The sequence below is a fragment of the Paracidovorax anthurii genome (assembly GCF_003269065.1).
Lineage (GTDB): Bacteria > Pseudomonadota > Gammaproteobacteria > Burkholderiales > Burkholderiaceae_C > Paracidovorax > Paracidovorax anthurii.
Window position 1 is genome coordinate 69,900 of the sequence record NZ_QLTA01000020.1, and the last position, 13,239, is coordinate 83,138.

The 13,239-nt window shown below is 71.4% G+C and carries 12 protein-coding genes; 3 read left to right on the plus strand and 9 right to left on the minus strand.

Annotation, left to right across the window (positions count from 1 at the left end; translation table 11 throughout):
• Positions 1–19: 19 nt before the first annotated feature.
• From gmhB to glyQ, 4 genes are read right to left on the minus strand one after another with little or no spacing between them, the layout of a single operon-like run.
• Positions 20–577, minus strand: a complete 558-nt coding sequence (gmhB, locus tag AX018_RS11825; protein WP_111877482.1) for a D-glycero-beta-D-manno-heptose 1,7-bisphosphate 7-phosphatase — start codon at positions 575–577, stop codon at positions 20–22.
• A gap of 8 nt (positions 578–585) precedes the next feature.
• The gene (locus AX018_RS11830; protein ID WP_245951528.1) at positions 586–1,245 is read right to left on the minus strand and encodes a hypothetical protein; all 660 of its coding nucleotides are present in this window, start codon (positions 1,243–1,245) and stop codon (positions 586–588) included.
• 6 nt (positions 1,246–1,251) lie between these two features.
• Positions 1,252–3,378, minus strand: coding sequence for a glycine--tRNA ligase subunit beta (gene glyS / locus AX018_RS11835; RefSeq protein ID WP_111877483.1), 2,127 nt, complete (start codon positions 3,376–3,378; stop codon positions 1,252–1,254).
• Positions 3,379–3,417: 39 nt separating this feature from the next.
• Positions 3,418–4,362 (minus strand): glycine--tRNA ligase subunit alpha, encoded by a 945-nt coding sequence (glyQ, locus tag AX018_RS11840; RefSeq protein ID WP_111877484.1) that lies wholly within the window; start codon positions 4,360–4,362, stop codon positions 3,418–3,420.
• 304 nt (positions 4,363–4,666) lie between these two features.
• Here glyQ and AX018_RS11845 point away from each other — a divergent pair, with 304 nt between their 5' ends.
• Positions 4,667–5,704 (plus strand): c-type cytochrome, encoded by a 1,038-nt coding sequence (locus tag AX018_RS11845; RefSeq protein ID WP_111877485.1) that lies wholly within the window; start codon positions 4,667–4,669, stop codon positions 5,702–5,704.
• 109 nt (positions 5,705–5,813) lie between these two features.
• On the opposite strand, the gene fabB is transcribed toward AX018_RS11845, so the two are convergent.
• The 3 genes from fabB to AX018_RS11860 form a co-directional block, all read right to left on the minus strand.
• Positions 5,814–7,037 carry a beta-ketoacyl-ACP synthase I gene (gene fabB / locus AX018_RS11850; RefSeq protein ID WP_111877486.1) on the minus strand — a complete coding sequence of 408 codons (1,224 nt, stop codon included), beginning with the start codon at positions 7,035–7,037 and terminating at the stop codon, positions 5,814–5,816.
• On the minus strand, positions 7,034–7,579 hold the full coding sequence (fabA, locus tag AX018_RS11855) for a 3-hydroxyacyl-[acyl-carrier-protein] dehydratase FabA (RefSeq protein ID WP_111877487.1): 546 nt from the start codon (positions 7,577–7,579) through the stop codon (positions 7,034–7,036). The genes fabB and fabA overlap by 4 nt, the downstream gene beginning before the upstream one ends.
• A 266-nt stretch (positions 7,580–7,845) precedes the next feature.
• Positions 7,846–8,928 carry a type II asparaginase gene (locus AX018_RS11860; RefSeq protein ID WP_111877488.1) on the minus strand — a complete coding sequence of 361 codons (1,083 nt, stop codon included), beginning with the start codon at positions 8,926–8,928 and terminating at the stop codon, positions 7,846–7,848.
• Between the two features lie 143 nt (positions 8,929–9,071).
• Here AX018_RS11860 and AX018_RS11865 point away from each other — a divergent pair, with 143 nt between their 5' ends.
• Positions 9,072–10,010: a LysR family transcriptional regulator gene (locus tag AX018_RS11865; RefSeq protein ID WP_111877489.1), complete on the plus strand. Its 939-nt coding sequence runs from the start codon at positions 9,072–9,074 to the stop codon at positions 10,008–10,010.
• Between the two features lie 9 nt (positions 10,011–10,019).
• Here AX018_RS11865 and lnt read toward each other — a convergent pair whose 3' ends face one another.
• Positions 10,020–11,627: an apolipoprotein N-acyltransferase gene (lnt, locus tag AX018_RS11870; protein ID WP_111877490.1), complete on the minus strand. Its 1,608-nt coding sequence runs from the start codon at positions 11,625–11,627 to the stop codon at positions 10,020–10,022.
• A 2-nt stretch (positions 11,628–11,629) separates the two neighbouring features.
• Entirely contained in the window at positions 11,630–12,520 is an 891-nt protein-coding gene (locus tag AX018_RS11875; protein WP_111877491.1) for a CorC family transporter, read from the minus strand.
• 214 nt (positions 12,521–12,734) lie between these two features.
• On the opposite strand from AX018_RS11875, the gene AX018_RS11880 reads away from it, so the two are divergent.
• The coding region (locus AX018_RS11880; RefSeq protein WP_146749295.1) for a type VI secretion system Vgr family protein at positions 12,735–13,239 on the plus strand (505 nt) is incomplete at its 3' end.

A 13,239-nucleotide genomic window follows, 5' to 3' on the forward strand; every position in this document is an offset into this window, starting at 1 on the left:
TAGCAAACGCCGGGCGGCGTCAGCTTCCGGCCGGCGGTGGATCGCCGTCCTTGGCCAGCACGTGGTCGGCGAAGTCCGCCAGGCTGGCATGCAGGTGCACGCCGGGCGGCCAGGCGCCCGGGGCCTGGGCGGACACCGCCGGGCCCACGGCATGCAGCCGGGCGCCGATGGCGGCGCCGGCCTGCAGGTGCTCGGGGCAGTTGCCCGCCACGAGGATGTCCCCGCCCTCCATGCCATAGCGGTCGCGGATCTGCTCCAGCAGGCCGGGCGCGGGCTTGCGGCAGGCGCAGCCCTCGTCGGGCGCGTGGGGGCAGTAGAAGACCGCGTCGATGCGCCCGCCCACCGCCGCCAGCAGGCGGTGCATGCGCGCGTGCACGGCGTTGAGCGCGAGCACGTCGAACAGGCCCCGGCCCAGGCCCGGCTGGTTGGTGGCCACGGCCACGTGCCAGCCGGCATGGTTGAGCCGCGCGACGGCTTCCAGCGCGCCGGGCACGGGCACCCATTCGTCGGGCGTGGAGATGAAGCCCTCGCCGGGAGCGTTGAGCGTGCCGTCGCGGTCGAGGATGGCGAGTTTCATGCGCGCGATTATGGAAGATGCGGCGCGGGCGCCGGAACGCCGCCCGGCGGCAATGCATCCCAGCCCGTGGCGTAGAGGCCGCCGAAGCGCCCCCGCGCCCACTGCAGGCGCAGCGCCTGCCCGGGGCGCCACGCGGCGGCGGCCTCGGCAGGCAGCGTCGCCTGCCGCAGCACCGGCACATCGCCGCCGCCCGGGCCAGCCTCCCAGCGCAGCACGACCTGCGTGCCGCCCGGCCCGCGCAGGCTCGGGGGCTGCGCGCGGCTGCCGGCCACGGCCACGCGGGTCTCGGGCAGCGGCTGGAGCCAGCGCGCGTCCCAGTGGCGCGCGGCCATCGCCAACGCGCCGGCCGCGCAGGCCAGCCCCCACAGCCCGGCCGCCACGCGCCGCGCAGGCCCGCGGCCCCGGTGGCGGGCGACCCGGCGCAGCAGCACGCCCACCACCGCGAGGCCGGCGGCACCGGCGCCGAGCGCGGCCAGCAGCCCCGGACCCAGATCGCGCGTGCCGGCGAACGGCGCCAACGCCCAGGCCGCGGGGCCGGGCCAGCGGTCGTCATGCCACTGCAGCAGCCAGCGCAGGCCCACCACGGCGGCGGGCGGCGCGAACAGCCACCACGCGGTGCGGGTGGCGCCCTCCGGGGCGCCGTGCGCAGGCAGGGCGGGCGGGCTCACACGCGCTCAGCCCACGGCCAGGCGCGAGAGATCGGCCACGCGGTTCATCGCCCCGTGCAGGCTCTGCAGCAGGCCCTGGCGGTTGAGGCGCAGGTCCAGTTCCTCGGCGTTGACCATCACGTCGTCGAAGAAGGCATCCACGGGCGCGCGCAGCACGGCCAGCGTCTGCAGGCTGCCCGTGTAGTCGCCGGCCGCGAAGAGCGCGTCGGCCTCGGGCGCGAAGCGCTGCAGGGCCGCGTACAGGTCCTTCTCGGCCTGCTCGCGCAGCAGGTCGGGGTTGACGTGGGCATCCACGTCGCCGGCCTTCTTGAGGATGTTGGTGACGCGCTTGTTGGCCGCCGCGAGCGCGGGTGCCTCGGGCAGCGCGGCGAAGGCGCGCACGGCCGCGAGCTGCTTCTCGACGAGGGCGAGGCGCTGCGGGCGCAGGGCCAGCACGGCATCGACCTCCTGGGCGCTGTAGCCCTGCTCGCGCAGGCTGCCGGCGAGGCGGTCGTAGATGAAGTCGGCCAGCGCCGCGGTCGCGTCCTGGACCTTGTCGCCGAAGGCCGGGAGGGCGCTGTGCAGCAGGGTTTCCAGGTCGAGGGGCAGCTCCTTCTCGACCAGCATGCGGATCACGCCGAGCGCGTGGCGGCGCAGCGCGAACGGGTCGCGGTCGCCCGTGGGCAGGTTGCCGATGCCGAACATGCCCACCAGGGTTTCGAGCTTGTCGGCCAGGGCCACGACCACGCCCACGTCGCCGCGCGGCAGCGTGTCGCCCGCGAAGCGCGGCTTGTAGTGGTCCTCGATGGCATCGGCCACGGCAGCCAGCAGGCCGTCGGCCTGGGCGTAGTAGCGGCCCATGGTGCCCTGCAGTTCGGGGAACTCGCCCACCATGTCGGTCACGAGGTCGGCCTTGGCGAGCTGCGCGGCCTGGTCGGCCTGGCGGGCCAGTTCCACGTCGCCGATCTGCTGCGCGATGGCGCGGGCGATGGCCCGCACGCGCTCCACGCGCTCGCCCTGCGTGCCGAGCTGGTTGTGGTAGACCACCTTGGCCAGCGAGGCCACGCGCGATTCGAGCGGCTTCTTGCGGTCCTGGTCGAAGAAGAACTTGGCGTCGGCCAGGCGCGGGCGCACCACGCGCTCGTTGCCGCCGGTGACGGCGCTCGCGTCGGCGGGGCGGATGTTGCTCACCACCAGGAAGCGGTGCGTGAGCCGGCCCTCGGCATCGAGCAGCGGGAAGTATTTCTGGTTGGCCTTCATCGTGAGGATGAGGCACTCCTGCGGCACATCGAGGAACTGCTTCTCGAACTCGCACACCAGCACGTTGGGCCGCTCGACCAGGGCCGTCACTTCGTCGAGCAGCGCATCGTCTTCGATGGGCCGCACGCCGCCGCCCACGCGCTCCGCGGCCGCCTGCAACTGGCGCACGATCTCGGCGCGGCGCTCGGCGAAGCCGGCGATCACGGCGCCCTCCTCGGCCAGTTGCTGCGCATAGCTGTCGGCGCTGCGGATCACCACCGGGTCCACGGCCGCCTCGAAGCGGTGGCCGTGCGTGGCATTGCCCGCCGTGAGGCCCAGCACCGAAACGGACAGCAGCACCTCGGTGCCGTGCAGCGCCACGAGGCCGTGCGCGGGGCGCACGAAGCTCACGCTGGTCCAGCCCGGCTGCTCGCAGCCCGATTCGAGCTGGTAGCGCATGACCTTGGGGATCGGCAGTTTGGCCACCGATTCCTGCAGCGCCTTCTGCAGCCCCTCGGCCAGCGTGGCGCCGCGCACGGTGCTGTCGTGGAACAGCGCCTCGGCCTTGCCGTCGGCCGCGCGGCGCAGGCCGGGCACGGCGGAGGCATCGGCGCCCAGCGCGGCGAGCTTCTTGAGCAGCGCGGGCGTGGCGTTGCCGCCCGCGTCCAGGCCCACGGTCACGGGCATGAGCTTTTGCGAGACGGCCTTGTCGGCGGCCCGCGGCGCGACCTCGGTGATGTGGGCGGCCAGGCGCCGGGGCGAGGCATAGGCCGTCACGCGCGAGGCGGCGGAGGCGAGGCCCAGGGCCTGCAGCTGCGCCAGCAGCACGCCGGCGAAGGCGTCGCCGAGCTTTTGCAGGGCCTTCGGGGGCAGCTCTTCGACGAACAGTTCAACGAGAAGATTCGGATGGGTCATGGTGGTGTGTCTCTCGGTCCGCGGCGGCGCCGTGCGGGCTCAGGCGGCTTCCTTCTTCTGCTGCTGTTGCTGCTCGGCCTTGGCGATGTCGGCCAGCACTTCGTCGGCCCAGGCCTTGGGCGCCATGGGAAAGCCCAGGCGCGCGCGGCTGTCGAGGTAGCTGCGGGCCACGGCCCGCGCGAGGTTGCGGATGCGGCCGATGTAGGCGGCGCGCTCGGTCACGCTGATGGCGCCGCGCGCGTCCAGCAGGTTGAAGCTGTGCGCGGCCTTGAGCACCTGCTCGTAGGCCGGCAGCGCGAGCTGCTGCTCCATGAGGTATTTGGCCTGCTTCTCGTGCGCCGCGAAGGCGGTGAAGAGGAAGTCGGCGTCCGAGTGCTCGAAGTTGTAGGTGGACTGCTCCACCTCGTTCTGGTGGTAGACGTCACCGTACTTCAGCGTGTCGGTCCAGGCGAGGTTGTAGACGTTGTCCACGCCCTGCAGGTACATCGCGAGGCGCTCCAGGCCGTAGGTGATCTCGCCCGTGGCGGGCTTGCAGTCGATGCCGCCCACCTGCTGGAAATACGTGAACTGCGTCACCTCCATGCCGTTGAGCCAGACCTCCCACCCCAGGCCCCAGGCGCCGAGCGTGGGGTTCTCCCAGTCGTCCTCGACGAAGCGGATGTCGTTCTTCTTCAGGTCGAAGCCCAGCGCTTCCAGGCTGCCGAGGTACAGCTCCAGGATGTTGGCCGGCGCGGGCTTGAGCACCACCTGGTACTGGTAGTAGTGCTGCAGGCGGTTGGGGTTCTCGCCGTAGCGGCCGTCCTTGGGGCGGCGGCTGGGCTGCACGTAGGCGGCCTTCCACGGCTCCGGGCCCAGCGCGCGCAGGAAGGTGGCGGTGTGCGAGGTGCCCGCGCCCACTTCCATGTCGTAGGGCTGCAGGAGCGCGCAGCCCTGGGCGTCCCAGTACGACTGCAGCTTCAGGATGATTTGCTGGAAGGTCAACATGCGTGTGTGTGTCCTGGCGCCCGGGGCTCCGCGGGCCAGGGGCCCGGACGCGGTCAAGAGAATGGGCCGCGCTCAAGCGCGGGACCGCAGATTCTACGGGCGCGGGCCACGGCCCCTGGCAGCCCGTGGCGGCGCGGCCCTCCCGGCCCGGCCGACAGGGCCGATGGCGCACCGTGGTATTTGCGCGTCGGCACCGCCCACCCGACATTCCGCAGTGCAGAATCCACGCTCCGGCATGGAAGCCCGCCCCGAGGGCGCCATGCGGGGCCCAGCCTTTCTCGAAAAAAACAGGACCACGACACGCATGAAACGGGTGGAAGCGCTTTCACTTTTCCTCGGCCTCTGGGCCTTCGCCGGCTCCGCGCAGGCCTTCGACATCGCGCCGCACCAGGTCGGCGACACCCTGCCCACCCCGCAGGCGCGCGCCATGCTGGAGCGCTATGCGGCGCGCCCGCCCCAGCCCTGGCGCGAGCCCGACGCGGCGCGCATCCCGGCAGGCCCCGAGGGCGATGCGGTCCGCGAGGGCATCAATCTGCTGCGCAACACCTCGCCCCGCGTCGGCAAGCTCGCGCCCGACGCATCGAAGCGCATGGGCTGGAACAGCCTGAACTGCGTGCACTGCCACCAGGCGGGCCCGTCCGGCCTGCCCGGCACCAAGCCCTACGCGCTGCCGCTGGTGAACGCCGTCAACGACTACCCGAAGTTCGACATCAAGTCCGGCAAGATCATCTCGCTGGAGCAGCGCGTGATCGGCATGTTCGGCCCCGGCAGCGTGCCGGTCACGCCGGAGTCGCCCGAGGTGAAATCCATCGTCGCCTATCTGCGCTGGCTGGCGCAGGGCACGCCGCCCCACTCGGCCATGGAGCGCACGGGCCTGATGCCCCTGCCGCCCACCCGGCGGGCGGCCGACCCGCGGCGCGGCGCGAAGCTCTACGCCGCGCTGTGCAGCAGCTGCCACGGCACGGACGCCGCCGGCCAGCGCCGCCCCGATTTCGACGCCGGGGGCGGATACCTGTTCCCGCCGATCGCGGGCAGCGACACCTACGACAACGCGGGCCACATGTTCGCGGTGCCGCTGCTCGCGCGCTACATCCGCGCCTCGATGCCCCTGGGCGCCACGCACGACCGGCCCCAGCTCACGCCGGAGCAGGCACTCGACATCGCGGCCTTCCTGAACGACGACGCAACGCCCCGCCTGCAGAACCCGAACCGCCAGCGCCTCTACCCGGACCCCGCGCTGCGCCCGCAGGGCTTCGCGATCCCGGAACACTTCCCCGGGCAGCCCGAGGCCTACCGCCGGGCGAAGTTCGGGCCGTTCCGCGATGTCAACGAGAACTATTGAGCCGGTGCCCGCCCGCCGCCGCACCGGGGCGGGCGCAGCCCCAGGCGGGCGGGCCATCGAAGCAGGAAACCGGCGAAAACACCGCGACCGCTTCGATGGCGGAGCCGCGTCAGCCTTCCCAGCGGCGCAGTACCAGGCAGGCGTTGGTGCCGCCGAAGCCGAAGCTGTTGGACAGCGCCGTGCGCAGCGGGGCTTCGCGCGTGGCGGTCACGAGGGGCATGCCCTCCACGGCGGGGTCGGGCGCCTCGACGTTGGCCGAGCCGGCGATGAAGCCCTTCTGGAGCATGATCAGGCAGTAGATCGCCTCCTGCACGCCGGTCGCGCCCAGCGAGTGGCCGGTGAGCGATTTGGTGGAGGAGAACGGCGGCACGGCGTCGCCGAACACCTCGCGGATGGCGCGCAGCTCGGGCACGTCGCCCACGGGGGTAGAGGTGCCGTGGGTGTTGATGTAGTCGATGGGCCCGTCCAGGCCCTCGATCGCCTGGCGCATGCAGGCGATGGCGCCGTCGCCCGAGGGCGCGACCATGTCGGCGCCGTCGGAGGTGGCGCCAAAGCCGACCACCTCGCCGAGGATGGTGGCGCCGCGCGCCTGCGCATGCTCCAGGCTCTCCAGCACCACGGCGCCGCCGCCGCCCGAGAGCACGAAGCCGTCGCGGTTCGCGTCGTAGGCGCGCGAGGCCTGCTCGGGCGTGTCGTTGTACTTGCTGGACATGGCGCCCATGGCGTCGAACAGCAGGCCCATGCCCCAGGTGACCTCTTCGCCGCCACCCGCGAACATCACGTCCTGCATGCCCCAGGCGATCTGCTGCGCGGCCGCGCCGATGCAGTGCGCCGAGGTGCTGCAGGCCGAGGTGATGGAGTAGTTGATGCCCTTGATGCCGTAGTTGGTCGAGAGGCAGGCCGACACGGTCGAGCTCATGCAGCGCGTGACCTGGTACGGCCCCACGCGGCGAATGCCCTTGGAGCGCAGGATGTCGGCGGATTCGATCTGGTTCTCGGGCGAGCCGCCGCCCGAGCCCATGATGAGGCCGGTGCGTGGGTGCGAGACCTGGCTTGGCGTGAGCCCGGCCTGGGCGATGGCGTCGGCCAGGGCGAGGTGGGCATAGGCCGCCGCGTCGCCCATGAAGCGCAGTTGCTTGCGGTCGATGCGCGCCTCCAGGTCGATCTCGGGCACGCCTGCCACCTGGCTGCGCATGCCCAGCTCGGCGAATCGCGGCATGGCGCGGATGCCCGGACGGCTCTCGCGCAGCGCGGCCTCCACGGTGGCGAGGTCGTTGCCGATGCACGAGACGATGCCCGCGCCGGTGATGACGACACGCTTTTTCATGCTCATGCCCCCGCTCCCTCCTGCGCCGGAGCCGCCGCGCCGGCCGCATCCTCGCGCTTGAACAGGCCCACGCGCAGGTCGGAGGCCGCGTAGATCTCCTGGCCGTCGGCCAGCAGGCGGGCATCGCCGATGGCCATGACCAGCTTGCGCTTGATGACGCGCTTGATGTCGATTTCGTAGGTGACGAGCTTCACGCCCGGGCCCACCTCGCCCGTGAACTTGACCTCGCCCGCACCCAGGGCGCGGCCCCGGCCGGGCAGTTGCAGCCAGGTGAGGTAGAAGCCGATGAGCTGCCACATGGCGTCCAGGCCCAGGCAGCCGGGCATGACGGGATCGCCCTGGAAGTGGCAGTCGAAGAACCAGAGGTCGGGGCGCACGTCGAGTTCGGCGCGAATCTTTCCCAGCCCGTGCGCGCCACCGTCGGCGTCGATGTGCGTGATGCGGTCGAACATCAGCATGGGCGGCAGCGGCAGTCGCCCGCTGTCAGGGGTGAACAGCCTGCCTTCACCCGAGGCGATCAGTTGTTCATAGGAAAAGGATTCAGCCATTGTCAGTCGTGCTCCAGATGGGCGCGGGCGCCGCGTTTCGTGTGCGAGCGAGCCGGCGGACCGGCGGTCGCAAACACGTATTATCCAGTCTGCGGAGCGTCCGGGCCCCTTGCGGACGCGACAAACCACGCGCCGGCGCACCGTGGCCGATTCATGCGATGCAGAAAAAAAGGCCGCATGAAGCGGCCTGGTGGGGGTGGAAGCAGCGCCCGGCCCCGGGAAGGCGGCCATGGAAGCCCCCCACCCGCGGCCATGGCCGCAACCGATCAGTACTGCCAGAAGATGCGCTGCAGTTCCTTGCTGGTCTGCGGCTTGGTCAGGGCCACGGCCGCCAGGATGCGGGCCTTCTGGGGGTTCAGGTCGTGCGCCACCACCCAGTCGTACTTGTCGTCGGGCTGCTCGGCGTTGCGCAGCACGAAGCCGTCGGCCACGCGCGAGGAGCGCACGATCTGCACGCCCTTGCCGCGCAGCTCCTGCAGGGAGGGCACGATGCGGTCGGCCACCGAGCCATTGCCCGTGCCGGCGTGGATCAGGGCCTTCACGCCCGAATTGCCCACGGCATCGGAGATCGAGCGGGGCACGTTGCCGTAGCCGTAGACGATGTCCACGGGCGCCAGGGCGGTGATCTCGTCGATGTTGAACTCCGACTGCATCGTGTGGCGCTTGACGGGGGCGCGGAACCAGTAGGTCTGGCCTTCCACGACCATGCCCAGCGGGCCCCACTGGCTGCGGAACGCCTGGGTCTTGATGTTCACGCCCTTGATCACGTCGCGGCCGCTCTGGATCTCGTCGCTCATGGTCACGAGCACGCCCTTGCCCACGGCGTCCTTGCTGGCGGCCACCGTGACGGCCTCCAGCAGGTTCAGCGCGCCGTCGGCCGAGAGGGCCGTGCCGGGGCGCATGGAGCCCACCACCACGATGGGCTTGCTGGTGTGCACGACCAGGTTCAGGAAGTAGGCGGTCTCTTCCAGCGTGTCGGTGCCGTGGGTGACGACGATGCCGTCCACGTCGGACTGCTTGGAGAGCGCGGAGACGCGCTTGCCCAGTTGCACCAGGTGGTCATTGGTGAAGCTCTCGGAGGCGATCTGGAAGACCTGCTCGCCCTTCACCGAGGCCACGTTGGCCAGCTCGGGCAGCCCGGCCAGCAGCTTGTCCACCGGCACCTTGGCCGCTGCGTAGGACGCGCTGTTGGCCGCGGTGGCGCCCGCGCCGGCGATGGTGCCGCCGGTGGCCAGCACCACGACATTCGGCTTGGCGGGAGGCTGTGCGGTCTGCGCGCCGGCCACGAGGCCCCAGGCAGCGAAGGCGGCGCCGGCCAGCAGGCGCTTGAAACTCTGTTGCGAGAACATGACTTGCTTATCTCCTAGATTAATTGTTACACCCCGTTGCGGGGGTGCCGTATGGTAGGAAAGCGCGGGCCCTGCGGTGCGGAATAATCCACCGCGAGGTGTGAGTGAAATTCACACCCTTTCCGATCCGCCTCTCCCATGCCATGAATCTCCGGCAACTCGAAGTCTTCCAGGCCGTCATGCAGACGGGCAACATGAGCGCCGCCGCCCGACTGGTCAGCATCACGCCCTCAGCCGTCAGCAAAACCATCGCCCACGCCGAACTGCAGCTCGGCTACCCGCTCTTCAGCCGCGTGCGCGGCGCGCTCGTGCCCACGCCCGAGGCCCAGGCGCTGTTCGCGGCCTCGGGCCAGATCCACCGCCAGCTCGACGAACTGCGCCGCACCGCCCTCAACCTGCGCCAGCCCGAGGGCGGGCAGGTGCGGCTGGGCGCGGTCCCCTCGGTCACGCACACCTTCCTGCCCATCGTGCTGGAACTGCACGCGCGCGAATCGCCGCGCGTGAAGGTGGAGGTGCGCACGCTGCACCCCGACCAGATGGCGCAGGCGCTCACGACGCGCACGGTGGATTTCGCGCTGGGCTTCTACCCGCACCCGCACCCGCAGGTGGTCAGCGGCATGCTGGTGAGCGGGCCGCTGTCGATCGCGGTGGGCCGCGACATCTGGCAGCGCGCCGTGCGCGTGAGCCGCAACGACCCGATCTCGTTCCTGGCCAACACGCCCATGATCCAGCTGCTGGGCGACGATCCCATGCGCGCGCCCATGACCGAGCTGGCCCGCAGCCTGGGCGTGCACACCGAGCTCGGCATCCAGGTGCAGACCTCGCAGCTCGCGGTGGAACTGGTGCGGCGCGGCCTGGGCTGGACGGTGGTGGACTTTCTTACCGCCGGCAACCTGGACCCGGCCGCCGTGGTGGCCGTGCCGCTGCGCGACCTGGCCCCCATCCCGCTCTATGCCTACCATGCCGAGCACCGCCCGCCCGACCGGCACGCGGCGCGCATGCTGGGCCTGCTGCCGGGGCTGCTGCACGGCGTGCTGGCGGGGCCGCACCACGCGGACGCGGTGGGCACGGCCACCGCCTGACGCGGCCCGTCAGCGCGGGCGCCGCCCGGCCGCCACGATCGCGGCCACGGCCCCGGCCACCCCCAGCAGCCACAGCGGCCACAGCCCCGCGCGGGCCGCCCACCACGCGAACGGCGTGGGCGGGCCGTCGCGGCCTTCCACTTCGCCCTCCAGGATGCCGCGCTGCTGCGTCGGCAGGCGCCGCACGACCACGCCGCGGTGGTCGATCAGCGCCGTGGCGCCGGTGTTGGTGGCCCGCGCCATGGGCCGCTCGAACTCCAGCGCGCGCATGCGGCTGATGGACAGGTGCTGGTCGATGGCCACCGAGTCGCCGAACCACGCGATGTTGCTCATGTTCACGAAGAGGGTGGGCGCGGCCGAGGGGTCGGCGAAGCGCGCCGCCAGCTCCTCGCCGAACAGATCCTCGTAGCAGATGTTGGGCGCGATGCGCTGGCCCGCCCACGCGAAAGGCGCCTGGCCCACCGCGCCCCGGTTGAAGTCGCCCAGGGGGATGTTCATCAGCTCGGTGAACCAGCGGAAGAACGGCGGCACGAACTCGCCGAAGGGCACGAGGTGGTGCTTGTCGTAGCGGTAGCGCTCCGCCTGCCCGGGCGCGAAGCCGACGACCGAGTTGGTGTAGCCCTGCTCCGGGTCGCCCAGCGGGATGCCCAGCAGCGCGGCGCGGGCGTCCGCGCCGGTGCTGGCGGTGTAGCGCCGGTCGATGGATTCCAGGTAGCCCGGCACGAGCTGCTGGGGCAGCAGCGGGATGGCCGTCTCCGGCGCCACCACCAGCGATGCCCGGGTGCCGCGCAGCGCGTCGCCGTACCACTGCAGGGCCAGGGGGACGCCGCTGCCGGGCTGGAACTTCTCGTCCTGCGGGATATTGCCCTGCAGCAGCGCCACGGACAGCTTCGCGGGCGCGCGCATCGGGGTGTGGCACAGCTCCACCGCGCAGTGGCGGTGCGCGGCCAGGCCCGCCCACGCGGCGGCCGCCACGGCGGCCAGGGCCCAGCACCCGGGACGGCGCAGATCGGACGCGCGCATCTGGGCCGCGAGCATCGCCGCCACCGCCGCCACCGCGCCGATGCCGTACACCCCCACCCAGCGCGCCAGCACGGCCAGCGGGCCTTCCACATGCGCGTAGCCGCCCGCGCCCCAGGGGAAGCCCGTCCACCAGACGCCGCGCGCCAGTTCCGCCAGCAGCCAGAGTGCTCCAAAAAGCATAGCAGCCCATGTCCGTTTCTCGCCGACATGGGGGCCGAAAGCCTTGAAAACCGCCGCCGCGGCCGCGTAATAGCTGCCCAGGAAGGCCGCCAGCGCCAGCACGGCCAGCACGGCCAGCGGCGCGGCCAGCCCGCCATAGGTGTGCATGGAGATGAACAGCCACCAGAAGGTGCCGGCGAGCCACGCCGTGGCGAAGGCGGCGCCCAGGCCGGCCGCCTGCCGCACGCTGCGCGCGCCGAGCAGCACGCGCGCGAAGGCCGCCAGCGACGCGAGCTGCAGCCACCACAGCGGCTCCCCGCCCCAGGGCCAGGCGATGGAGGCCGCCTGGGCCAGGCCGGCGATCAGCGCGGCCGGCCACAGGACCGCCGCGGGCGCCGCGGCAGCGCGCCCGCCGGATGGGAACGGCGCGGGCATGCTCAGCCCGCGTCCGCGCCGGCGCCCGCCTCGGGCGGCACGGGCGCGACCTTGAACCAGCGCACCGCCCCGCCCTTGGTGTGCAGCACCACGAAGCGCAGGCCGGCCAGCTCCAGCGCCTCGCCCCGGCGCGGCGCGTGGCCCAGCTCGTGGGCGATCAGGCCGCCGATGGTCTCGAACTGCTCGTCCCGGTCGCTGCCCTCGATGGCGGCGATGCCGAAGGCCTCGGCCACGCGCTCCACGGGCGTGTCGCCGCTCACGCGGTAGGTGCGGTCGGCCAGGGCGAAGATGTCGCCCTCGTCCTCGGGGATGTCGAACTCGTCCTCGATCTCGCCCACGATCTGCTCCAGCACGTCCTCGATGGTGACCAGCCCGGCCATGCGGCCGAACTCGTCGATCACCACCGCCATGTGGATGCGGTTGGCGCGGAACTCGCGCAGCAGGTCGTTCAGGCCCTTGCTCTCGGGCACGTAGACCACCGGGCGCAGCAGCGCGCGGATGTTCAGCCCGGGCGCCCGCTGCAGCTTGAGCAGATCCTTGGCCATGAGGATGCCGATGATGTTCTCGCGCTCGCCCTGGTAGACGGGGAAGCGCGAGTGCGCCGTGTCGATCACCTGGTGGAGCAGCGGCTCGAACGGCGAATCGATGTCGATCAGATCGATGCGCGGGGCCGGCACCATCACGTCGCTGGCCGTCATCTCGGCCATGCGCAGCACGCGTTCGAGCATCACGCGGGCATCGGCGTTGATGACGTCGTTGTCCTCGGCCTCGGCCAGGGTGGCGATGAGCTCGTCCTTGGAATCGGGCCCGGGATGGATGAATTCGATGAGCCGCTGCAGGAACGTGCGCTTGTCCTCTCGGTCGGACGGGCGCGCGGGGTGGGGATCGGACACGGTCTTGGGGTGCAGGACGTGCGGTGGTTGACAGGGCTCCTAGGATAGCGGATGCCCGTGGAGGGCTCCCCGGCGGCGCCACGGCCACCGGGCGCGCCCCTCACATTCAGACACAAAGTTCCGAAGCGGGATGGATGCCGATTTCCGGCATAACTGCCTATCATCCCGCCCTTCTCGACTCCAACAAACAGGTCCAGGGGAGGTTCTGCAGACCATGTCACGCCGCGTCACCATCCAGACCCCTCTGGGCGAGCAGCTCCAGTTCCGGCGATTGCGCGGCCGGGAGGACATCAGCCAGCTCTTCTCGCTGGACATCGAGCTCCAGAGCGAGGACAAGGACATCGACCCCAAGGCCCTGCTGGGCAAGAACGCCACGGTGGTCATCGAGACCCAGGACGGCGGCAAGCGGTACATCGACGGCATCGTCACCCGCTTCGGCATGCAGGGCCAGGACCACCGCTTCTACGCCTACCGCCTGCGCCTGCAGCCCTGGCTGTGGCTCGCCTCGCGCAAGAGCGATTTCAAGATCTTCCAGAACAAGACCGTGCCCCAGATCATCGAGGAGGTGCTGGGCACGTATGGCTTCCCGATGGAGCAGAAGCTCACGCGCGGCTACCGCACCTGGGACTACTGCGTGCAGTACGACGAGAGCGACTTCCAGTTCGTGTCGCGGCTGATGGAGCACGAGGGCATCTATTACTACCACCAGCATGCCGCCG